A 24,296-nucleotide genomic window follows, 5' to 3' on the forward strand; every position below is an offset into this window, starting at 1 on the left:
TACTAATGGTGTTCTGAAGATGAAAGTGCTTCTTCCAATTCAAGTTCAACCCTTTTTAAAAAGGCATCTAACCCTCTCTTTTCTAAATAACGGTTAAAAATTTGCCTTTTTTCGGAATTGTCGGATTCATGACAATGCAATATAGTTTTGGCAAGGGCTTCATGGTCTTCAACTTCACAGGTATAAATGCCGGGAATTTCACTAATGCCCCCGGCACATAATGTTGTTGCCACGTTTTCATTTTGGGACATCATTTGGAGCAGTACATTGGGAAACCCCTCAACTCTTGATGACACCACGCAAAGCTTTGCATTTTTAAAATAGGGGTAAACGTTGTCAACCAATCCCATAAATATTACAGATTCTTTTAGCCCCAGATGTTCTACTTGATTTTGTAGTTTTTCTTTTTCGGCACCTCTCCCCAATATATAAAGTTTGCACCCTACTAGATCGGAACGTATCTTGGCAAAGGAATCAATTAAGATATCGTACCCTTTTTCAGGAATGAGCCTACCAGCGGTCACTATATATTCGTGGACTTCTGTCATAGGTATTTTTTCCATAGACCGCTGTTCAATATTCTCTATATCTATTGGGTTGGGAATTACGGTAACGTGAACTTTTTTCTCCAGCAAGGGCAGCCTTTTTACAAGGTCGACTTTCATAAAGTTTGTTTGGCATATCACCAAATCAACAGAAGGATATCCCAATTTGTATGCAAGCAAATATTTTATTCTGCTAAAGTGGCTTAAATTCCTTTGAAAAATAGATGTGGATTCCCTAACTATTATTTTTGAATTCCTGAAAATGCCAATTCTTTTGTAGAAACCAATAATGCCATTAATGAGGGTCTGTGAAGAGAATACATGGGTAAATCTCATTGTAGTGCTCAGGAAAAGTAAGTATGGAAAAAGGAAGAGATATCCGACGGAGTGGGATTCAAAAGGAAAATAAACAATTTTGCATTTGTCCTCTATATCGCCCCAGAAGCCTAAATCCTTCCTTCGTAAAATTATAACGTGGCATTTTTTTCCATTTCTGCACAAATAGGATATAATGTTCTTTTGTGTCTGCTCCGCTCCTCCATTGGCATCATGAGAGACTATGGTAAGCCAATCAACTACATCTTTCTTTAGGGTCATTTGTGCTCTGGGTTTCGAAGAATGGTCCGATCAACGTTCGCAATTGGACAAATTCGATTATTATTTAACGATTTGGGTAAAAAGAGTTTCGTATTTCTCAAGAATATTCTCTTTCGAAAATTTGTTTTTCACATGCTGACTTACTTTTAAAGGCTCCCATTTTTTCTGTTTGTTCAAGTAAGTCAAATATTCTTCTTCGGTATTGGCGATATAGCCGTTTACTCCAGGCTCTATAATCTCATTCAGGCCGCCAGGTGCATTAAAAGCTATTATTGGTGTTCCCACAGCGGAACTTTCCACAAGGCAATTTGGAAAACCTTCGACATAAGCTCCTTGAAGAAAATAGTCGCTCTTTGCAAGATATTCGGAAACATTGTCTGTAAAAGGGACATGGACAATCTCCCCGGTTAGTTTTAGCGTTTCAATTGCATTGAATATTGCTTCTTTTTGTGGTCCATTGCCTATTAGGGTGTAGGTATATGGATAATCCAATTTTGATAGTATGGACAATATTCTTAGGTGCCCTTTTTGCTTTTTAAGCGAGGCAACGGTTATAAAATTCATGGGTTTATTGGAAGTATTTTCCATAATGGGCTTCACCTTAAAGTCGTCCGTGATCGGATTGTTGATCAAGGCGATTTTGGACTTTGGAACCCCGAAGTTTTCAGATAAATCGGCCATCATATCCTCAGAAAGACAAATAACCGAATCAAACAACCGGTAGCTTATCTTAATTAAAAATGAATTGAACAGATTGTTCCCTTTTTTAAACTGGTTTAGAACACTTAGAACATTGGCTTCCCTACCAATGAACTTGGTCTTTGGAAAAAAAAGGGAAATAAATGCCAAGCTTGTATTGAGGTGGGCAATTGAACTGACCACTATATTGGGCTTATAGGCTTTTAAATACTTAAAAATAGAGAGAACGCTATAACGAACTCGAGAACTATTGAGGAAAACGACGTTTATGCCCTTGATTTTGTATGCAGCTCCTTTATTGGACCCGGTAATGAGCAAGGTACTTTCAAACTTGTCTGGGTCAATGTTCTGCGCAACAAATGACATTACTCTTTCTGCCCCACCAGCCGATAATGAAGGAAGTATAAACGTTATCTTGATTTTCACAAGTCAGAGATGTTTTATGATTGTTTTAATATCAAAGTCTTTAATTTTCTTGGCAGGGGACCCACCAATAAGAATATTGTCTTCTTCAAAAGTTTTGTTGACCGAAGAATTGGCGGCAATTGCAATATTGTTTCCAAGGCGAATACCGCCATAAATTTTAGCACCAGGACCAATATATACATTGTCCCCGAGAATCGGGGCATCCACTTTTCCTCCAGAAGCACCAATATTCACGCACACCTCCATTCTACAATTTTTTCCAATTCTGGCTCTTGAATTGACAACAATTGTGCCATAATGTAAAATGCAAAGCCCGGGCCCAAAGACATTCAAAGGAATGGAAAAGCTTAGTCTAACAGAGAGTTTTCGGTACCTGTAGGTCAGATACTTGATATAGAGCTTGGAAAATATCCCTTTTTTACAATTGGTGTAGTATTCCAGTTTTCGTAATCTTTTTTGAAATTTCCAGGTGGGAGTCGGATACAGGGAATCCTTTATTTTTGATTTAATGCCTTGTATCCTGACTCCTCTGGCCTTTTGATCGGCCATTAGATATTCTTTGTATTGTGCTTTAGAACGAATCATTCAGTAGTCTGGAGGTATGATTTTTTAAGTACCGTTATATATTCAACGCAAGGAATATTGATTTAGTTTAGATAATCTTTGAATTTGGGGTCTACAACTTCATTGATTCGTTGTTTTTTGGATTTGTTGTAGTCCATATCCGCTTTTGTAACATATTCCTCTTTGGCCCTCAATATATAATCTTCGTAGGATCCAATGATTTTGGCAGGATTTCCCCCTACAATTACTCCGGTCGGTACAGATTTGGTAACCACACTGCCCGCAGCAACAATTACATTATGGTCTATTTTTACCCCAGGCATTAAAATAGAGTTTGTTCCAATGAAAACATTGTCTCCAATCGTTATTTTTTTATAGGAATATCTTCTTCCTTTTTTATCTTCACATAACCAAGTGGCCCCATCGTGGGTTAAAAGCCGAACTCCAGAAGTTATGGTTACTTTATTTCCAATGGTAATCAACCAAGGTTCAGACCCAAAAGATGAGGTTAACACCCTACAGTCACTTCCAATGGTAACGCCAAGACTTCTGGCATACTCTACCCCAGACTTAGTAAATATGAAGTAGTAATTTTTAAGTAAATGAAATATTTTACGAAAAACTCCCATTAATTTAAATTTTCAAAAAGTTGGATCCATTTGGACGCGATGGTTTCAATTTTAAAACGATCTAAACTTTTTGGACCATTATTTTTTAACTTGTCCCGGAGTGCATTATCGTTCATTAGCATTTCAAGATTGGCCCTCATTTCGGGAATGTTCTGATTGTCTACCAATATACCATTATAGTCATGGGTTATAATGTCGGACGGTCCCGTTATACAATCATAGGATATACATGCCATTCCTTGGGACATGGCTTCCAAAAGTACCATGGGAAGCCCTTCATGTCGTGATGTTAGGATAAAAATTTCTGAATCGTTCATGATTTTCGCTATATCATTTCTAAAACCAGGGAAAACAACATAATCCTCTATGGCATAATCTTTTGCTTTCTCTTTTAAGAACTGTAATCCACTATCTCCGCCTCCAACAATTTTCAGCTTCCAATCAGGATATTTCTTTAATAAGGGAGCAGCTATTTCCAATAGATTGTCAAAGCCTTTAATGTGATATCTTTCCACATTCCCAATGGCCAAAATTGTCCGTGTTCTATTCGCTGGCAGTTCTTTTATTACTTCAAAAGTAAGGGGATTGGGCATTATGGTAACATTGATTCCCATTTTTTTATAAAAATCTACATCATAGGAAGTCAAGACGGTAAGATAGTCTGCTTTTATATATAAATATTTTCTGATAAAATGTGTAAAAAATACAGGCTTCTGGGCACTGAGATAGTTACTGTGCTCTGAAACTATAATTTTTATGCCATAGAATTTGGAGGCCAATATGCTGATAAAGTTCAACTGGGTAATAAAAGAGATGACGAGATTAGGTCTATTCTTCTTTTTTTTATAATACAGAATCAGGTTGTATAGGCTTCGAAAGGTATGGTTTGGAATCTTTCCGTGGTGCAGATTGACCAGATTTATTTTCTCGTCCAAATCAAAGGCAAGCCCTTTATTAAAAGTGATGATGTTTACTTGATAGCCTAATTTGCTAAAATGATTTGCAAGCAATACCATAACCCTTTGGGCCCCACCACTTCTAAGATGTGCAATGATAAAATCTAACTTCATTCTTGTGCGTTTGATAGCTCTTTGGTTCTTATATAAATCCACATGGTTGATAAAATGAGATAGGTGGAAGTAAAATAATTATGACTGGTCAACAGAAAAAGAAATTGTCCAAGCCCCATCATTAACAAATAAGGTCTTTCCCTGAAAAGTTGAATCCCTTTAAAAATCAATAAACCATAAAGTCCTATGAACACAATAAAAGGAAATATACCTGACTCCCCAATGACCAAAAGAAAGGAATTATGGGGCCCAACCCGCCTTAGGCCTCTACCTTGAAAAGAACCATATCCGTTACCAAAAACGGGTTTTTCATAAATATAGTCATAGAAATATGACCAAGTTGTGGTCCGAGACCCTTTACCGAGTTCGTTGGTTGAAACCTCTTCACTGCTTACAATGGATTTTAACTGGTTGAAGCGAACGGTATTGAGTTTGAATATGCTTGAAAAAGAAATTAATAGGGTTACTATTACAAAGCCAATCAGGGCAATTTTAATGTTTTTGGCATTTATGATCAACGATATAAGGATCAAGATGACCCATAGCAGAATAAATGTTCTTGAAAAGGTGAAAAAACCGGCTAGTGAGAAAATAAATTGGCCTAAAAGTTTTATTTTACTTTTGTTTAGACCGAATGTGAGTGCAAAACCCGTTATACAGATAAATCCAGCAGCATTGGGGTCTAAATAAAAACCACTATACCTTCCGTAGCTGTCCCCGAAAAAGGTTGCATTGAGTACAATGGACATTGCGCCAATGAGCAGCAAATAGAACATTTCCTTCTTGGTTGTATATCTGACAGCTTCCGCACCAAATACGACAACAATCATGAATTTTATAAAAGTGTATATAAAGGCAGATTCTTCCCCACTATAGAGATGAACTCCTGATATCAGGAAGTAGCTTAATCCTAATATTATAAAGAAGCCCAAGAACGATACTCTCCTAACGATTACTGAGTAGACGAGTAGTATAGCATACATTAGGGCACTGCCAAGGCCTCCCGCACCCGATCCAACTTTTGCCAAAAAGAAAGAGGGCAAGTTCAAAAGCATTAGCGCTAATGCAATATATCTAATAGTTTTTGCCATAATTATCTGGCTTTACTCTTTTTGTCTGGTGTTAATTTTTAATTTAAACGTAACCAAAAAAAAATCATTGGATAAACGCCCTACTTGGTTTTAATTAGATCAGAATACTGTTTGTATGTATAAAACATATATATTGAACTGTTTATTATGTAAATAATTGTTGTGGCCATGACTAATCCATAGACTCCATATGGTTTAATTAACAGACTGTTCAAGATAATATTTCCAATGAGCCAGAATAGAGAGGTCCACGCCATAAAAGTATTTTTATTAATGCTAGTCAGAAAACGGGACAATACCAAAGTACAAATATGGAATGGAATATAAATCAAAGCTATGATTTGAATATTGGCTACAACTTTGGTGTCTTCCGGACCAAAAGCATTTCTTTCAAAAAGGATGCGTATGATATCTGAGGAAAAATAGGTTCCTATGATTACCAAGACTGATGCCCATAGGAACAACAGTTTAAGCATTTTGAACAGTTGGGAATAAGCTCGTAATGTATTATCGCTCAATTGTCTTGAAAAATGGGGTAGCAATACCTTGCCCAGTGCAATCATTAGAATACTAATGGTAAAGGAGGGTATTTTTATCCCATAATTAATTGCAGAAAGGGATCCGACCACCAACTGGGCGGCAAAAAACTGATCTACAAAATTGTTTAGACCGGCTAGAAGCCCCGATGATATTTTAGGGGGTAATTGACGGATCATGAGTCTTGAATTGGAGTTCAATTTTGGAGTGGAAAGTTTGATTTCTTTATAGGTCAAGGCCACGATGAGTACAAAAATGAAACTAAGGAAACTACCAATCAGAGTGGCTATGGCCAAGACCATGTTTCCCATTTGTTCCTTAAAAAAGGAGAGGCACACAATAATGGCGATAACTTGGAAAAATGCCCCTACACTGGATAGAAAGTATCTATTGGATATTTCCAGCAATCCATTTAGTAAAGTGGAGAATCCCCAGAAAAAAATACAGGGAAGTATTATGTACAATTGTTTCCTGATCAAGGAATAGTATCCTTCCTCATGATTAGGGAAGAGTAAATCTAGGAACACATCTGAAAAGGCTACGATTAAAAGACAAAAGACCACACAGAAAACAGCGGTTACAATAAATACTATTGACTGAAAATGGGAAGGTTTATTCCCATTTTTAAGTTCAATAATATAATTTGGGATAAAAATGTTCTTTAGCGCATTGATAAACACGTTTTGAACAAACGTAGGTATCAACATGGCAATTAGAAAGGTATCCAATAACTCGGAAAGCCCAAATGTGGAGGCAACAATGGTCTCTTTGTAGAACCCTAACAGTTTCATTAGAACCGTTAGTCCTCCTACAATGGCAAAATTTAGAACCAAAGGTTGTTTTGCCAATCCTTTGATTCTGTGCAAACCAGTTTTTAAGAAAGATAAAAACATTAGGTCACAAATTTTATTTGCCCGATTTCCCTTTATTATAACGATTTGGTGGCCTTTCCTCGTAAGACACCTTTAACATCATAGATAACTCCATCTTCTAGCAATAAACTGTCAGTGTCAAGTCCCATATAGTTACTATGGGCAACTGCTAGGATTATGGCACTATACTTTTTATTTGGAAGTTTTTGTGAAGTTGTAAGACCGTATTCTTCATGTACTTCTTCAGGGGCGGCCCAAGGATCAAAGATGTCAACATTCAAACCATAACTTTGGAGACTTCTTGCTACGTCCACTACTTTGGTATTTCTTACATCCGGACAATTCTCCTTAAAGGTAATTCCCAAGATAAGTATATCAGTTTGTTTTATTTTTAAGTCGTTTTTAATCATCAATTTGATAACCTCTGAGGCAACATATTCACCCATGCTGTCATTCATTCTCCGCCCTGCAAGAATAATTTCGGGATGATACCCTGCCTGTTGTGCTTTTTGGGCTAAATAATATGGGTCTACCCCAATGCAATGCCCTCCAACAAGACCTGGTTTAAAGGGTAGAAAATTCCATTTTGTACTGGCGGCCTTCAATACCTCACTGGTATCTATATCCATAAGGTTGAATATTTTGGCCAGTTCGTTAACAAAGGCAATGTTGATGTCCCTTTGCGAGTTTTCAATGACTTTTGCAGCTTCTGCCACTTTTACGGTTGGGGCCAAATATGTCCCGGCAGTAATTACCGAAGCATAGAGTGTGTCAATGTTTTTTCCGGCTTCGGGTGTTGATCCAGAGGTAACTTTTAATATTTTTTCAACAGTATGTTCCTTATCGCCTGGATTAATTCTTTCCGGAGAATAACCTACAAAGAAATCCTTGTTGAATGATAGCCCACTTATTCTTTCCAATATGGGGACACATTCTTCCTCCGTTGCTCCTGGATAAACCGTTGATTCATATATGACAACGTCTCCTTTTTTGATTACTTGGCCAACTGTTTCACTTGCTTTATAGAGAGGGGTGAGTAAAGGCCTTTTTGTACGGTCAACAGGAGTAGGTACAGTAACAATAAAATAATTGCAATTTTTAATATTCTCGATTTCATCAGTACAAAACAATCCAATTTGCTCTGGATCATTTCCATCCACAAGTACCTGCTTCAATACTTCATTTTCCACCTCCAAAGTAGCATCAATTCCTGATTGTAAGTCCTGGACTCTCTCTTTGTTGATGTCAAAACCAACTACGGGGTATTTGGTGGCAAAAAGTCGAGCCAACGGTAGGCCAACGTATCCTAGTCCAATTATAGCAATCTTTTGGTTGTTATTTTTCATATTTTAAGTTTAATTTTCTTGTGTTTAAGCGCCTATCAATAGTCTTCCAACCTTAAATTTTAATATTACTTCACTCAATATTAGTGAGGTAAAGAAACTAATGGTGAAACCGGCAATGATTACCAGATATATCGGTAAAGACCGGACAATGTCGATTTCATAGAAAATTTTCAATAAAGGTTCGTGGATTAGATATATGTAATAACTGTTCTTGTTTATTGTGCCAATGATGTTCTCCAAACTTTTTGGGACAGTGCCATTTGTAGTGGAAAACAAGATGTATACAAATGTTATTGACAAAAGGCCTAAGGGAATAAGCTTGAAATGTGCTATAAGGCTACTTAAAATTCTATTATCCACATAATTGGGGAGTATAGCATAGAAAAAAAAGAAAAGTGCTAAATGTAAAAAGAAAAAAAGATAAAACTTGTTCCGAAGATACTTCGATATGACGTCATTTTTTAAATAGAACATGTAGCCCAAATAAAAAAATGGGATGTACTTGAAAACTTTGGCCAAAGCGGGAAGTCCTATGTAGTGGGTTATGGGGCCCAATGAAAAAAGGAACAGAAGTAGAAAAGAGCCCCGTATGATATTTGTTTTTAAAAATGATTCCAAAGGGTAGAATATCAAAAACAAAATGAAAATCATGGGAAGGAACCAAAGATGCCCCGGTCCGGACCATATGTATTTGATAAAGTCGAAAAAGGATATATAATCCAAAAAGGAATAGATGTACAAAGGGGAGAGTACCAGATAGGGAATAAGTAACCTTCGCGTTTTTTTCTTTATTAGGATTGGGTAGGTTTGGTACTTATTGAGGTAATTCCTCAAATAGCTAAACAAAAACCCTGAAATAAATACAAATAAGGGCATGGAAATGGTTGAGATGTAGGAGCCGATTATACTGGCAACCTCATTGAACCCATACAATTTTCCAACATCCCAGGATCCAGTAAATGGCGCAAAGGCATGCCTTAGGACCACAATTGATATACCGAAAACGCGAAGAAAATCGATATTATCAATCTTAGAGGGTAACCCAAAAATTGTTCCTTTGTGCATTGCTGACAGGTTTTGTTATTTTTTTTTGCCAATTTGATGGTACTCGATTCCCAATTCTTCCAATATGGTATCGTTATATTGGTTTCTACCGTCAAATATTATGGCTTTGTTCAATCGCTTTTTGATTTCATTGAAGTCTGGAGACCTAAATTCTTTCCATTCTGTTAATAAAACCATAGCTTCTGCACCGTTTAAAGTGTCATATTTGGAATCGTGATAACTAATATTATCAAGGTCCTTTAAGTAGAACTCTTTTGCTTCGTTCATTGCTTTGGGATCGTACGCTTGGATTTTGGCACCTCTTTCCACTAAATATTTTATAATATAAATGGCGGGTGCTTCTCTCATATCATCGGTTTGAGGCTTAAAGGCAAGTCCCCAAATAGCAAAAGTTTTTCCTTTAAGATCTTCATTGAACCTTTGGGCAATTTTTTTGGCCACTACCAGTTTTTGCCTATCGTTCACATCTTCCACTGCTCCTATCAGTTGTGGAATATAGCCATGCTCCGTTGCAGTTTTTTTTAAGGCTTTAACGTCTTTTGGAAAGCAAGATCCTCCATAACCACTACCTGGATATATAAAACTGTAGCCTATTCTACTGTCCGAGCCAATACCGATCCTTACCTTGTTCACATCGGCACCAACTAGTTCGCAAATATTTGCGACTTCGTTCATAAAGGATATTTTGGTCGCTAGCATAGCGTTCGCGACATATTTGGTCATTTCCGCAGATCGTACGTCCATTGTAATCAATCGATCCATGCTGCTCCTAAAAAATGGAGCGTAGAGTTGTCTCATTTTTTTGGTGGCTTCAGGGTTGTCCGCACCTACTACCACGCGATCAGGTTTCATAAAATCGTTGATAGCATCACCTTCCTTTAAAAACTCCGGGTTTGATACAACATCAAATTCTATGTTCAGTTTGCGCTTATCAAGTTCTTTTTGAATAGTGGTCCGAACTTTGTCCGCAGTACCCACCGGAACAGTTGATTTATCGACCACTATTAAGGTAGCGTCCATGCTCTGACCTATTTGTTCGGCTACTTTTAATACATATTGTAAGTCGGCTGAACCATCTTCACCCATAGGTGTGCCCACAGCAATAAAGGCAATGTCACAATTTTTGATGTGTTTTGATAAATCCGTGCTAAAATGAAGTGTTCCGTTCTTAACATTTCTTAGAACCATTGGTTCCAGACCTGGTTCGTATATTGGAATGATACCTTTTTTTAGGCCTTCTATTTTTTTCTGGTCAATGTCGATACATGTGACCTCATTGCCCATTTCGGCAAAACAGGTGCCGCTTACCAAACCAACATAGCCAGTACCAATTACGGTTAATCTCATTTGTTATTGTTTTTAGAATAAATTTGGGGAAATCAGTATCAAAAACTCAAAGTTACTTCAAGTTTTCCCAGTACCAATGAACAGCTTCTTTTAATCCTTGTTCAATATTGTAATTAGGATCGTAATTTAAAAGTTCTCTAGCTTTATCTATCGACGCTAAGGAATGGGGTACATCTCCGGTTCTTTCAGGACCGTAGTTAATTTCTACGTTAGATATTTCCGAGTCGTAAACACTCAGGTTCTCTTTAAGTAGACCAACAAGTTGGTTAAGGGTTGTACGTTCTCCATAAGCTACATTATAAACGGTATTCACAGCATCGACATTGTTACTGACAATTGCCCTGATGTTCATTTCAATTACATTGTCTATATAGGTAAAATCCCGGGAAAAGCTACCGTCACCATTAATAGTCGGGGATTCGTGCTTCATTAATTGCATAACAAACTTAGGGATTACTGCTGCATAGGCACCATTGGGATCCTGCTTTCGGCCAAATACATTGAAATATCTAAGACCGATGGTCTCCATACCGTATGTTTTGGCAAAAACATCTGCATACAATTCGTTTACATATTTGGTTATTGCATATGGGGACAACGGTTTGCCAATAATGTCTTCTACTTTTGGCATGTTTTTCGAGTCACCGTAGGTTGAGCTACTGGCCGCATAAACAAAGCGTTTTATATTATTGTCCCGAGAAGCGATCAACATGTTAAGAAAACCGCCTACATTAACTTCGTTGCTGGTAAAAGGGTCTTTAATGGATCGGGGTACCGAACCCAAAGCTGCTTGGTGCAATACGTAATCCATGTTTTCGCATGCTTCGTTGCAATCTTCTGAATTTCTGATGTCACCTTCAATCAATTCAAAATTTGGATTGGACATAAGGTGTTGAATATTTTCTTTTTTACCTGTGGCAAAATTATCCAAACATCTTACTTTGTTGCCATTTTTAAGTATAGCTTCACAGAGATTTGATCCAATAAAACCAGCTCCTCCGGTTACTAAAATATTGAAATCCTTTTTTAGGTTTAGATTTTTAATTTCCATTAAAGTCTATTTCGATTTTTCACGTAAAATTCATTAAAACAAATGAAATGGGAGTTTGTTTTCTATCAACGTTGATAAAATACGATAAAACGTATTCCTTAGCGTAAAATTTTGATCAATGATCTTTTTATTAAGGATTCTCGTGGTTATATCCGTAAAAATTTTTGTACCAGGAAACAAAACTTGCAACTCCCTTTTTGATTGATGTATTTGGTCTATAGTTAAAATCATTCATTAAGTCCTTCACATCTGCCCAGGTCTTGGGAACATCACCATCTTGCATGGGCAATAATTCCTTTTGTGCCGTTGTTCCCAACTCTTCTTCTATGGCTTTGATAAAATCTGTTAATTTTACAGACTGATTGTTTCCAATATTGTAGACTTTATATTTTTCTCCAAATTTCAATCGTTTTTCAAGGTCTCCTTCAATAATATGCACAATACCTGTCACGATATCGTCTATATAGGTAAAGTCACGTTCCATGTTCCCATGGTTAAACACCTTGATCGGCTTGCCTTTTAGTATTGCATCGGTAAAAAGGAACATTGCCATATCGGGTCTGCCCCAAGGCCCATATACAGTAAAAAAGCGTAGCCCTGTAGTAGGAATATCGTAAAGGTGGCTATATGTGTGGGCCATGAGTTCATTGCTTTTTTTGGTCGCGGCGTACAAACTCACAGGATGATCTACATTATCCGTTGTCTTAAATGGAATGGATTTGTTATTGCCATAAACACTCGAGCTGCTGGCATACAAAAGATGTTTTATTTTAAAGTTTCTGCAGCATTCCAAAATATTGAGAAAGCCAACAATATTACTATCTATATAGGCTTCTGGATTTTCAATGCTATACCGTACACCTGCTTGTGCAGCTAAATGGCAAACAATACCAATGTTATGTTTGCTGAACAACTTAGGAAGATTTTCACGGTCGGTTATATCCAATTTAACAAAGCTAAACTTAGGATATGTTGAACTTTGGCAAACTTCGTTGGGTTTTTTTAGAACATTGTCAAAAACCCCTAGTTCTTTTAATCGGGCGGTTTTAAGTTTTGTGTCGTAATAGTCATTGATGTTATCCAAACCGATAACGGAATGCCCCAGTTCCAATAATGCCTTTGATGTGTGGAATCCAATAAAGCCGGCTGCCCCGGTGACCAATATTTGCATTTTAGAAGTTTTGGTTGCAAAGATAATCCTCGTAATGGATTAACATAAAGTAATTTAATAATGCTTAAAGTCCACGAGAATGAAAAATATGTGGCGGATGTTAAAGAAAAGTGCATTTCGTCGAAAAAACAGTTGTTTTTTGTTAAAAAAATCGACGAAGTGAACTATTTCTTAGATGAGATACGTAAAAGAAAGAGTGTAAGTACAAAGACTACATGAGAAAGATTGATTACATAAAACAATGATAATTAGATGAAAAAGTGTATTTCATCGAAAAAATAAGACATTTCATCAAAAAAAGTTTTTCTGTATTTATTTTTAAGCCCCAAAGCAGCAATCCCATGACAAAAAGAATTTTCACCCCATTACATTGTATGTTACTTGTATTAATTTTTGTAACCTTATTTTCCTGTTCAAAGGACACGGATCTTTTTTACCAATCCATAGAGGATGAGATAGTTGAGAATATAGAGGAAGAAACAGTTGAGGAAGATGCACAAAATCCTCCCAATGGGGAAGAGGGTGGAAACGCAGATGTAGACGAGGAACAACCTACGGATTTTATTACTGGTTCACTTAAAGCTTTTCCCTCGGCAGTTGGATTTGGAAGCAACGCAACCGGAGGACGTGGCGGGAAAGTGATCAAGGTAACCAATTTGAATGATAGTGGTCCAGGTTCTTTTAGAGCTGCTTGTGAGGAGTCTGGCCCTAGAATTGTAATTTTTGATGTTGGCGGTACGATAAATCTATCTTCCAGTGTAACTATAGAAAATGATGATATTACTGTAGCCGGACAGTCTGCACCTACAGATAGTGGGGGAATAACGATTTCAGGAGCCTCAATACGAATTTTCGCCAGTAATGTAATCTTTAGATACGTGAGAATTAGAGTGGGAGATGGTGGGTATAAAAATGCGAATGGTGCTATAGTTGGTGGAAACAGCGATGATTACGATGGCCTGTCTTTGTTTGGCTCTAGAGGAGGAGACTTGATGATTTTTGACCATTGCTCAATAAGTTGGGCCATTGATGAGAATGTTGGAATGGCAGGTAGCTCCTCCGATCCGCTTGAAAATATCACAATTCAAAACTCTATCATTTCCGAAGCATTAGATGCCTCCCACCATGATAAAGGGGCTCATTCAAAAGGAGCTTTGATAGGACTCAATACACAAAAAGTTACTTTTTATAAAAATTTGTTGGCCCATAATAGTGAGAGAAATGTGCGTTCTGGTGGTGGCAATTCATTTGAAATGATTAATAATGTTGTTTATAATTTTGGATATGCTTCAGGAATAAGCTCTGGAAATGTTTTTACCGTAATAGGAAATTATTATAAGTCTGGTGTGGATGGTGCTAAATCCAGCAACCCACAAATGATTGATTACATTGCGGATAACAGTTATCCTTTAAGCAGTACTCAACCCTATATATCTGACAATTATTTTGATGTTCCTGGCAACTCCGTTGAATATGACACCACATATGACGCCGTAATGAAAGGGGTGCCGCCTATCAGTAGCAACATAACGGCCACTAGCGCATTGGCTATTGTTGAAGATGTTTTGGGAAACAGTGGTTCTAACTATCCTCACGTTGATTCTGTGGATGAAAGGGTTATCAATGAGTTTAGAAATGGAACGGGCCGCATAATAGATACTCAGGCACAAGTAGGAGGATTTCCGTCATTGGCCATGGGGACACCTAAGGTAGATTCGGATGGAGATGGGATGCCTGATGGTTGGGAAATTGCCAATGGTTTTAACCCTAATGTAGATGATAGCGCCGGAGACTCTGATGACAATGGATATACTAATATTGAAGAGTATTTGTACTCTTTGACCCAAGATTGATTTGGAGAGGGAAAATTCCACAACCACAATAGAATTAAAAAGGAGGCCCAGGCCTCCTTTTTTAATTTAATAGAGGGAAGACCGAATGAATCAAAAAATAGGAAGGTATACCAGTAGGTCGTTTAAGGAAGATACATACAATTTCAACGTGTTTTTGAAGTATTGTTTGTGAGAAAATACGATTCATCTGTATGTTTGTGACCAACCAAATTCAAAACTGCTATAGATGCAAAAAAACCATCCGTTTTTTGGTACAATTTTCACTTCTCTTTGGTCCGAACATTTTCAAAAAAACTCAATTTTTGAATATAAATTCATTGATCCTGTACAATTTGTCAGGCACAAGTACTTGCCCATATACCATAATGTGGGAAGGAATATTACCAATGGCATCTACTACAATTTAAATCAATCCGGGCAGGACTATAAGGGGAAGGCGTTTCTAATATATGATGTATTATCGGATAAGATGCCCCAAGAAGATATTGAGGTGCCTGCGGGACTCTCTGTAAAAAGGGTGAGGCAGTACAAAGGGTATTTGTCATCCCTCGAAGGGTTTGGTGGGTTCGAAGATTATTTTGCCAACCAGTTTTCCTCGAAAAGCCGGACCAATCTTAGAAAGTATTTAAAGCGATTGGATACAAATTTCAACACGGAATTCAAGGTGTTTCATGGAAAGATTTCAAAAGAAGAGTACGACGTGCATTTTGGCAAAATGTTAGACCTGATCGAGAAAAGATTCGAGGAGCTGGAGCTGGAGAACAATATCCTGAGGCTTCAAGATTATTATTACGATCTATGTTATAAGATGATTTTGAACAAAGAGGCTTCATTGAACGTGCTGTATGTGAATGAAGAACCTGCTGCGATTTCATTTTGTTTTTTATCACCTGAACGGGCCTATTTTGCTATCACGACCTTTGATACTGATTTTAGGAGGTACAATTTGGGGCATGTACTTATCATGAAGATCATGGAATGGTGTTTTGACAATAACATCAAGGAATTTGATTACTCCAAGGGGACTTATGATTACAAGACGAGATGGTCCAATAAGTTTTACTATTTCGAAAACCACATTCTGTATGATAAGACTTCGTTGAAAGCACTTTTTTACGGTAACCTATTTTATTACTTTTTCAGGGTGAAGCAATTTTTAAGGGACATTGAATTCAACAAGTTATATTCGAGAATAAAGTTTTTTCTAAAGAAAAAAGAAACTAAAAGCGAAACGATAGACATACAGGAGCTGGATACTGCAGATTTTGACAAAAACAAGTATCAGGAAATATCAATTTCCGAGAAGCCACACTCCAATGTTAAGTCGGTAGTATATGACTTGGCATTCTCAAAACCACAAAAAGTGGAAGATATAAAGGTGTATGCCAATAGCGAAAAATCACATTACTTTATTCAAGGAAAAGGTATTTCAAAGAAGGTGGTATTTACAGCTTAGGCTTACTTATCTTATTTTTTTCCTCACATACTGTTTCAGTTTGTAGTACAGTACAGTAGAATTTCCAAGGATGAACCCAATGGGAGAGTTTTTGTTGTAGAGTACATGATACTCAAAATTATAGCTTCGTGTCGCCCATTTATGTTTATAGCCGTAGCTTCCTTTGGAAAGGTCAAAATAGGAATATCCATTGTTTAGGGCCCATTCGATGGCCTTGACATTCATTATGGAACCTAACCCGTATTTGGCATAGCCTAGGTCGGTTCCCGGAACCGCAGAGAACAAAATATTGTCCGAATGATAGTTCAAGGTTATGGCAATGGGTGTATCCTCGTTTTTTGTAACAATGAAAGAGGCTTTACCTTCATTAATCATATCATAGATCAAATCTTCATACCATTCCCTGATTCCTTTTTTGGTATGACTGTTTTCCCTGGACTTTCCTTCAAATTTTATATCGATTAGCTCATAAAGTCTGTCGATTAACTTAAGGAACGTATTTCGCTCAATATGTCCAAAATGCCATTCATACGTTATGTTGTAGGAGTCTTCAAGTTGTTTCATGGGATGCAAAATTTTCCTCCTTTTTTTGGAGGGAAACTTTTTTGACATAAAGTCCTCGATATCTTTGAATTGGTCAAGCTCCGTAACGAATCCTTCATATTGGGCTACTTGGTTGAGACTTACATTGGCCGGGATATTTCCTAAATCAAGATTAAAATACTCGGGTACATCATAGATTATGATAACCTTGTTCTTTAGGCCTTTCGCCTTTAGTGTATTGTTAAAAGCATAGGACATTCCACAAGATTTGTATGTACCTACATTGTAGAACAAGGGAAGAAACTTATTTTTGGTAAATTTGATACCCTCAAGAAAGGAAAACTCTTTTGGTTCTTTTCTATCAAAAAAGCTGGACATCCACTTGTTCACATAAGTTTCTGAAATAAATGGGTTGTTATTGTAGACCATAGTATACTATGTTGCGAGAATTCTAGTTGTTGGAGATTTTTTTTCTAAACTGTTTGGCCCAATATAGCAATGAGATGGAATTGGCCAATAAGATTGAAACCGGGCACGCTTTATCAAAAAATATATGGTGGTACGAAACATATGTTTTAGTAGCCCACCTGTGTTTGTAACCAAATGAGCCCTTGCTCATGTCAAAATAGGAAACTTTGTTTTCCAGGGCCCATTCTATGGATTTTAAAATGGCAATGGATCCCATGCCATATGATATATATTCTGGATTTGAAACTGCAGCGGCACCGAACATCACATTGTCAGCATGATACGCTAAATTCACGGAAATTATTTTTTCATCATCTTTGATCACAAAAAAAGAAGCTTTCTTTTCGTTAATCATTTGAAAGAGCATCTCATTGTACCAGTCTTTAACCCCTTTTTTTTGATGACTGTTTTTGACGTCCTTGTCTTTGTAGGTCATTTCTATGAACTTATAGAATGCCTCCAGAAGAGCTGAGAATTTTTGTCTGGAAATACTACCGTAATACCATTTGTAGGAAATGGCGTGGGCCTTTTCCATTTTTTTTAAGCCTGCCTTTAATTTGTTCCTTCCTTTTGAGTTAAATTGGGCGTTAAGGTAAGAATCTATATCATCATGTTCTTTTAGCTGTACAAGATATCCCTCACCAGAAAACAATTTCTTTACGCCAAGTCTCTTAAAAGGAGGGGTAGATTTTATTTTGAAATAGTCTAGGACATCATAGATGAAAAAGACTTTGTGCTTAAAATCTTTCTTGTTTGATGATGTGCTAAATTCATAAGACATACCGTAGGACTTTCCTTCACCTACATTAAAATACAATGGCAAACGATCGTGCTTAGTAAACTCAATACCTTTAATAAAATCAAACCTGAAGGATTCACGGTCTGTGTAATAGTGAGTGGTCCAATTCTTAATGTACGTTGGGTCTGTAAACGGATTGTTCTGTATTACCATTTATAGGCTTTTTATCTATTAAAGATTGATGCTATTGTATTTAAGATGATTTTGATGTCAACAAGTACGGATGATTGTTCTATATACTTTTTATTTAACGTTAGTTTAATTGGGAGTATTTCCTCTATATATTTTTTATCCGGTTCCACTACTCCTTTTAGCATTTCGTTCTCATCTCTGAATTCTATGGAGGCATAATCAGTTATTCCAGGCTTTACGCTTAGGACTACCATATCTTCAGGACCATAATGGTCCACGTATTTTCTCACTTCGGGCCTAGGGCCAACCAAGCTCATATCCCCATAAAGTACATTGAACAACTGTGGGAGTTCATCCAATTTCAATTTTCGCAGATAGTACCCTATTTTGGTTACCCTTGGATCTCTATCACCCACCGTCAACAATCCCTTATTGTCCGCTCCAACATGCATGGTACGGAACTTTAATATTTTAAAGGTGGTCTTGTTTATACCAACCCGTTCCTGTTTGTAGAATATGGGACCTTTTGAAGTTAATTTGATAAGCAAGGAAATACTTAGAATGAACGGTGATAACAATAGTATACCAATTCCCGAACAAAGAATGTCCATACATCGTTTCATGCTTAAGCTTTGATGGTGTTTAAGGTCATTACATTTTCTACGGCTTCGGAGACCGTTTGACATATATATTTTACTTCCTCATCCTTTAATTGAGGATAGATAGGCAGTGAAATCTCATTTTTATACTGGTTGAAAGCCAAGGGAAAGTCTTTGATGTCATAACCCATTTCTTTAAAAAGACTGAGTAAGGGCAAAGGTTGGAAGTGGACATTCACGGCAACATTTTTTTGGGAAATCAAATCAATGATTTGATCTCTTTGAACCTCCTCAATGTCTTTTATGCGCAAGGCATAAAGGTGGCAGGAAGAAATGCTTTTATTCATTGAATAAATAGGGGGGATGGCCCAATCTTTTCCTTCAAAAAACTGGTTATAGGCTTTAAAGATATCCTGTCTTCTTGGAAGGATTTGCGTTTTGTAATTTGTTATTTGGCCCAGTCCTATTGCCGCAAGTACATCGGGCATATTTATTTTTAATCCAGGATACACAATATCATATCGCCAAGACCCGGCTTTACTCTTTGTAAAGGCATCCTTGGTTTGTCCATTTAAGGCATAACATCTTAGGGTGGCATAAAGCTCATCATTGTTGAATGGAGCTGGGAGATTTAAACATATGGCTCCACCTTCTGCAGTGGTGATATTCTTTACAGCGTGGAGGGAAAAAATGGATATATCGGTCAATGCACCCGTATCTTTACCTTTGTAAGTGGCCCCGATGGAATGGGCGGCATCAGAGATGACAAGTATACGTCCAAGTTGTTCCTGAATCGTATTGCTTGGGGAGAAAAGATTGGATTTTTCTCGCACTAATTCATGGATACTGTCATAATCGCATGGCCAACCAGCAATGTCTACAGGGATTATGGCCTTGGTTTTTGGGGTTATCGCCTTTTTAATATTTGAAGCCGAAATATTAAAGTCATTATTGATATCGACCATAATCGGTATAGCTCCAGCATGTATTATACTTAGGGCAGTTGCGGCGTATGTGTACGCAGGGATTATTACTTCGTCACCTTCTCCAACACCAAGCCATTTTAGGATTAAAATTGAGCCTGATGTCCATGAGTTGACACACAGTACTCTAGGTGCATTTGTGAAAAGTTCAATCTCATTTTCCAGTTTTTTTACTTTAGGCCCAGTAGTGATCCAACCTGAATCCAAAGAATCCAAAACCTCTTGTTTTATTTGCTCGTTAATATATGGTGGTGAAAAAGGAATGTTCATGGTAATACGGTTTAGCTTGTAAGGTTTAATGGGTTAAAACTGGTTCTAATTTGTTCTTGATGATTTTTTTATACAAATTGATATAATCTTTGCTTATCTGATTTATACTGAATTGTTGGACGTGTTGTTGGGCATTCCTGGAACAACTTGAATAAAGATTGGTGTCCGAGGCCATCTTAATCATGGCCTTGGAAAGTTCTTCGGAATCGTTTACACCAACCAGAAGGCCTTCCTGTCCGTCTCGTATAATCTCCCTTGTTCCGGGGACATTTGTGGTTATCGAGGGCAAGCCCATGGCAGAAGCTTCCAGTAATACCCTTGAAAACCCCTCCCTAAAGGTTGGCAATACAAACACATTGGATTTGGAGAGCAGTTCTTGGACATCTTTTCTGGCCCCTAGCCACGTTATGTATTTTGAATACTCTTCAAGCATTTTTAGATTTAATTTTTTAGACTCTTCCTCAAGGGGCCCGATCAGTAGAAACTTGTAGTGGTGTCCCTGCTCAAAACATAACTTGGCAGCTTCCAGATAATTTACGATTCCTTTTTCATAAACTAATCTGGCCACGCAGACAAACGTAAAAGGTTCTTTCTTTGTTATATTGGAAATTGAGAACTTTTTAAGGTTTATTCCACTACCAAAAATCAGTGAACTATTTTGGAGTGTCACTAGGTTTTGGGACAGAAAATAGTTGTGATCATCTTCATTTTGGAATGTGGTGTGCGAGACCTTATTTTTTACAATGCGGTGCAATATTTTGTAAAAAGAACGAAATGCTATGAACTTAATACTGTTTGACATAAAAATGGTCCCCAGTCCAGTTACGGTCCTTGCGATTTTGATTTTCATTCCCATCGTGGCCAAAGGGAGCAAGAACGCAGGCTTAGTGTCGAACGTTTGAACAATATCAAAATCTTTCTGCCTCAGGATTTCTCTATATTCTAAAACGGTCTTAATGTCTGAGAGCGGATTGAATTTCCTGTTTAATCGGTATACAATTAAATTTATGTTGTTGGGGCATTCGAATTTTTTAGTCCCTAAAATGGTGACATCAAATCCGTTCTGAATTAAATGCTGGGCAAGCTCAGTCCTTTTATGGGCATCTTCGCCGCCAACAAGACAAATGGATTTGGAATCATTCATACAATAAGGAGTTATGGTTACAGAACAAATATGCCAATAATTGCTTGCTTTTTATGTTGGAAAAGATACTTTTTAGTTGAATTTCATTAATAACCTGATGAACGTACAATGGGAAGGAAAAAAAGCAAATATATAAAGATACACTACTACAGTACGTAAAAACATGTTTAAAAGACCACTTAAAATGTAAAGGATGTATTTAAGCGATGATACATTCTAATTTGCCGAATTAAATGATGTTTTGATGTGGCAATTATTAGGTTTGTTTTTAAATAATCTTGAAAACTTCTTTTGTGGTACATAATTACCTATTTAAAAAAGTTGATCGGTATGCTTCTAAATGGATAGTTTTGTCCATTGATATATTAGTGGTTACTATATCATTCGTCCTTTCATATTGTATTAGGTTTAATCTCAGTTTTGAATTTGATCTTCAAAAACTTTTTTTTCAACTTCCTGTTGTTGGATTAGTATTTTTGGCTGCATTCCTAATCTCTGGCTCATACAAGGGAGTAGTTAGGCATACAGGCGTAAAAGATATTTATGCTATATTCAATGCTGTATGTTTAGCAAGTATTGGCACAATAGTCATAGTTCTTTTGAACAGGGCTTATGGTATATTGCCAGGGTTTACAATTCCACTTTCAATCATTATTATAAATAGCTTGCTCACCTTCATTGTCTTGACTTTGTCAAGGTTTGCTTTTAAGGTGTTATATGAGTATTTGAAGAATTCAAATCAAGGAAATTACAAGAAGGTTTTAATTTACGGTGCTGGTGAGTCAGGGATCATTACTTACAATACGCTCACCAACCATTCAAAAATGCGGGCCAAAGTAATTGGCTTTGTAGACAATAATCTTCAAAAAGTAGGTAAGCAGATAAATGGTGTCAAAGTTTATGATAAATCCATTTTAACCAAGGAGTTTGTAAACTTTAACAACATCACCGAAGTTATTTTTTCCATTCAAAGTATCCATCCCAAGCAATTACGGGTATTGGTAAACGAGATTGTGGACCTGCCGGTAAAAGTAAAGATAGTACCTCCGGTAGAAGATTGGATCAATGGGGAATTAAAGGTCTCGCAAATTAAGAGGGTACAGATAGAAGATCTTTTGGATAGACCTCCTATCGAAATCAAGAACAGTAAGGTGATGAAGGATTTTGACGATAAAGTCATCATGGTCACCGGGGGCGCAGGTTCGATTGGTAGCGAATTGGTCAGGCAAATTTGTAAATACAACTACCGAGCTCTTATAGTGATAGACCAAGCTGAGTCAGCTCTTTACGATTTACAACAAGAATTAAAACAGTCAGGTTTTTTCAATTATGTACCGATTGTTGGCGACATTCGGGATAAAAACAAGATGCGCGTGCTTTTCGAGGAATATAGACCGGACCGAATTTTCCATGCAGCAGCCTATAAGCACGTTCCCCTTATGGAGCAGAATCCGTACGAAGCAGTAAAGATCAACGTAGCGGGAACCAAGACCATAGTGGATCTTGCCGTGGAATATATGGTCGAAAAATTTGTTTTTGTATCTACGGATAAGGCGGTAAACCCAACAAATATAATGGGCGCGACCAAGCGTATTGCCGAGATGTACATTAGTTGCAGGCAACAAGAAGGAAAAACTAAATTTATTACCACAAGATTTGGGAATGTTCTTGGTTCCAACGGTTCAGTGATCCCATTGTTTAGAAAGCAAATAGAAAAAGGAGGGCCGCTGACCGTTACACATGAAGATATTACCCGTTATTTTATGACTATACCCGAAGCATCCCAATTGGTTTTGGAAGCAGGAGCAATGGGCAAGGGAGGCGAGATATTTATTTTTGATATGGGTGAGTCCGTTAAAATTATGGATTTGGCCAAAAACATGATCCGCCTTTCAGGGTTGCACTACCCCGATGATATAGACATTAAGATAACCGGATTAAGGCCAGGTGAAAAATTGTATGAAGAATTGTTGGCCAATGGAGAAAACACACTCCCAACGTATCATGATAAGATTATGATAAGCAAGGTCAGGGAAATCGAATATGGAAAAATAAGAACAATGATAGATGAATTATGCATTTCCAACCTCTTTTTCAAAGACAATGTTGTACAATTGATGAAGAGTATTGTTCCAGAGTATATTTCCAACAATTCCGATTTTTGTAAATTGGACAAAAAATATCCAAGACCTGAGTTGGAGAAAAATCAAAAACCGCGATATCCACAACTAAACAATTAAATAAATGTTCAAACCTGTGTTCCTAAACAATAAGTTGGCAGTACTTGCTGTATTTTCCTTACTTTTTATCGTATCCTGCACACCATCAAAAGATGTTGTCTATTTTCAAGATGCCAATCAGTTTGAAACCTTGGTCGACGAAAACAATTTCTCCACAAAATTCAAGGTAGATGATTTGGTAAGTATCCATATATCCACTTTGGATCCTGAAGCCAGTGCACCGTTCAATTTGTTACGAGGGACTGAAGAAGGAGGCTTACGCGCCGAACAGGTGAATTATTTGGTGGATAAGAATGGTGAAATTGATTTTCCGGTAATAGGAAAAATAAAGATCGAAGGATTGTCACCTAGCGAAACTCGAGATTTGTTAAGAGAGAAATTAAAAGATTATTTAAAGGACCCGATCATAAACATTAGGATACGCAATTTTACGGTTACCGTTCTTGGGGCGGTCAATAGGCCCGGAACATATCCCGTAAATGGCGAACAGATAACTATTATGGAGGCATTGGGAATGGCCGGCGATATAAATATAAAGGGCCGAAGGGACAATGTTATGGTCATTAGGGACTTTGATGGCACAAAAGTTTATAATAGAATAAATCTAAACCAGAAAGATGCTTTAAAATCCCCTGTCTTTTATTTAACTCAGAATGATGTGGTTTATGTGGAACCTAACAAATCAGGAAAAACCCAATCCAGCTTAGATCAAAGGGCAACCATTGCAATTTCAATAGTCTCAACCTTAATTACATCTGCGGTTATTTTATTGACAAGGAATTAAGGTCTTGGATTTTTA

The 24,296-nt window shown here is 37.2% G+C and carries 21 protein-coding genes; 4 read left to right on the plus strand and 17 right to left on the minus strand.

The window, feature by feature from the left end:
* Positions 1-2: 2 nt before the first annotated feature.
* The 12 genes from MJO53_RS14150 to MJO53_RS14200 all read right to left on the minus strand — a co-directional run bounded on the left by MJO53_RS14150 (position 3) and on the right by MJO53_RS14200 (position 13,010).
* Entirely contained in the window at positions 3-1,142 is a 1,140-nt protein-coding gene (locus MJO53_RS14150) for a glycosyltransferase (RefSeq protein WP_252079571.1), read from the minus strand.
* A gap of 60 nt (positions 1,143-1,202) precedes the next feature.
* Positions 1,203-2,267, minus strand: coding sequence for a glycosyltransferase (locus MJO53_RS14155; protein WP_252079572.1), 1,065 nt, complete (start codon positions 2,265-2,267; stop codon positions 1,203-1,205).
* 3 nt (positions 2,268-2,270) lie between these two features.
* A complete protein-coding gene (locus MJO53_RS14160) occupies positions 2,271-2,852 on the minus strand; it encodes a serine O-acetyltransferase (protein ID WP_252079573.1) in 582 nt (193 codons plus the stop codon).
* 62 nt (positions 2,853-2,914) lie between these two features.
* Positions 2,915-3,460, minus strand: coding sequence for an acyltransferase (locus tag MJO53_RS14165; RefSeq protein ID WP_252079574.1), 546 nt, complete (start codon positions 3,458-3,460; stop codon positions 2,915-2,917).
* On the minus strand, positions 3,460-4,530 hold the full coding sequence (locus MJO53_RS14170) for a glycosyltransferase family 4 protein (RefSeq protein WP_252079575.1): 1,071 nt from the start codon (positions 4,528-4,530) through the stop codon (positions 3,460-3,462). The genes MJO53_RS14165 and MJO53_RS14170 overlap by 1 nt, the downstream gene beginning before the upstream one ends.
* Positions 4,527-5,621 carry an O-antigen ligase family protein gene (locus tag MJO53_RS14175; RefSeq protein WP_252079576.1) on the minus strand — a complete coding sequence of 365 codons (1,095 nt, stop codon included), beginning with the start codon at positions 5,619-5,621 and terminating at the stop codon, positions 4,527-4,529. The genes MJO53_RS14170 and MJO53_RS14175 overlap by 4 nt, the downstream gene beginning before the upstream one ends.
* An 80-nt stretch (positions 5,622-5,701) precedes the next feature.
* Positions 5,702-7,051 (minus strand): murein biosynthesis integral membrane protein MurJ, encoded by a 1,350-nt coding sequence (gene murJ, locus MJO53_RS14180; protein ID WP_252079577.1) that lies wholly within the window; start codon positions 7,049-7,051, stop codon positions 5,702-5,704.
* A 35-nt stretch (positions 7,052-7,086) separates the two neighbouring features.
* On the minus strand, positions 7,087-8,376 hold the full coding sequence (locus MJO53_RS14185) for a nucleotide sugar dehydrogenase (protein WP_252079578.1): 1,290 nt from the start codon (positions 8,374-8,376) through the stop codon (positions 7,087-7,089).
* A gap of 24 nt (positions 8,377-8,400) precedes the next feature.
* Positions 8,401-9,441 (minus strand): acyltransferase family protein, encoded by a 1,041-nt coding sequence (locus MJO53_RS17015; protein WP_420485533.1) that lies wholly within the window; start codon positions 9,439-9,441, stop codon positions 8,401-8,403.
* Positions 9,442-9,456: 15 nt separating this feature from the next.
* A complete protein-coding gene (locus MJO53_RS14190; RefSeq protein WP_252079579.1) occupies positions 9,457-10,788 on the minus strand; it encodes a UDP-glucose dehydrogenase family protein in 1,332 nt (443 codons plus the stop codon).
* 52 nt (positions 10,789-10,840) lie between these two features.
* Positions 10,841-11,839 (minus strand): SDR family oxidoreductase, encoded by a 999-nt coding sequence (locus MJO53_RS14195; RefSeq protein ID WP_252079580.1) that lies wholly within the window; start codon positions 11,837-11,839, stop codon positions 10,841-10,843.
* 130 nt (positions 11,840-11,969) lie between these two features.
* Entirely contained in the window at positions 11,970-13,010 is a 1,041-nt protein-coding gene (locus MJO53_RS14200) for an NAD-dependent epimerase (protein ID WP_252079581.1), read from the minus strand.
* 374 nt (positions 13,011-13,384) lie between these two features.
* On the opposite strand from MJO53_RS14200, the gene MJO53_RS14205 reads away from it, so the two are divergent.
* A complete protein-coding gene (locus MJO53_RS14205; RefSeq protein ID WP_252079582.1) occupies positions 13,385-14,863 on the plus strand; it encodes a pectate lyase family protein in 1,479 nt (492 codons plus the stop codon).
* Between the two features lie 226 nt (positions 14,864-15,089).
* Entirely contained in the window at positions 15,090-16,319 is a 1,230-nt protein-coding gene (locus tag MJO53_RS14210; protein WP_252079583.1) for a GNAT family N-acetyltransferase, read from the plus strand.
* A 6-nt stretch (positions 16,320-16,325) separates the two neighbouring features.
* Here MJO53_RS14210 and MJO53_RS14215 read toward each other — a convergent pair whose 3' ends face one another.
* The 5 genes from MJO53_RS14215 to MJO53_RS14235 are packed head-to-tail and all read right to left on the minus strand — an operon-like array spanning position 16,326 to position 21,257.
* Positions 16,326-17,291: a GNAT family N-acetyltransferase gene (locus MJO53_RS14215; RefSeq protein ID WP_252079584.1), complete on the minus strand. Its 966-nt coding sequence runs from the start codon at positions 17,289-17,291 to the stop codon at positions 16,326-16,328.
* A 22-nt stretch (positions 17,292-17,313) separates the two neighbouring features.
* Positions 17,314-18,282, minus strand: a complete 969-nt coding sequence (locus MJO53_RS14220; RefSeq protein WP_252079585.1) for a GNAT family N-acetyltransferase — start codon at positions 18,280-18,282, stop codon at positions 17,314-17,316.
* A gap of 11 nt (positions 18,283-18,293) precedes the next feature.
* On the minus strand, positions 18,294-18,884 hold the full coding sequence (locus MJO53_RS14225) for a sugar transferase (protein ID WP_252079586.1): 591 nt from the start codon (positions 18,882-18,884) through the stop codon (positions 18,294-18,296).
* A gap of 2 nt (positions 18,885-18,886) precedes the next feature.
* Positions 18,887-20,113: a DegT/DnrJ/EryC1/StrS family aminotransferase gene (locus MJO53_RS14230; RefSeq protein ID WP_252079587.1), complete on the minus strand. Its 1,227-nt coding sequence runs from the start codon at positions 20,111-20,113 to the stop codon at positions 18,887-18,889.
* Positions 20,114-20,138: 25 nt separating this feature from the next.
* Positions 20,139-21,257 carry a glycosyltransferase family 4 protein gene (locus MJO53_RS14235; RefSeq protein ID WP_252079588.1) on the minus strand — a complete coding sequence of 373 codons (1,119 nt, stop codon included), beginning with the start codon at positions 21,255-21,257 and terminating at the stop codon, positions 20,139-20,141.
* Positions 21,258-21,550: 293 nt separating this feature from the next.
* Between MJO53_RS14235 and MJO53_RS14240 the strand changes: the two genes are divergently transcribed.
* Together MJO53_RS14240 and MJO53_RS14245 are read left to right on the plus strand one after the other, a co-directional pair.
* Positions 21,551-23,497 (plus strand): polysaccharide biosynthesis protein, encoded by a 1,947-nt coding sequence (locus MJO53_RS14240; RefSeq protein WP_252081249.1) that lies wholly within the window; start codon positions 21,551-21,553, stop codon positions 23,495-23,497.
* Between the two features lie 4 nt (positions 23,498-23,501).
* Positions 23,502-24,281, plus strand: coding sequence for a polysaccharide biosynthesis/export family protein (locus MJO53_RS14245; protein WP_252079589.1), 780 nt, complete (start codon positions 23,502-23,504; stop codon positions 24,279-24,281).
* Positions 24,282-24,296 lie beyond the last annotated feature (15 nt).

The organism is Flagellimonas marinaquae (assembly GCF_023716465.1).
Taxonomy (GTDB): Bacteria; Bacteroidota; Bacteroidia; order Flavobacteriales; family Flavobacteriaceae; genus Flagellimonas; species Flagellimonas alginolytica.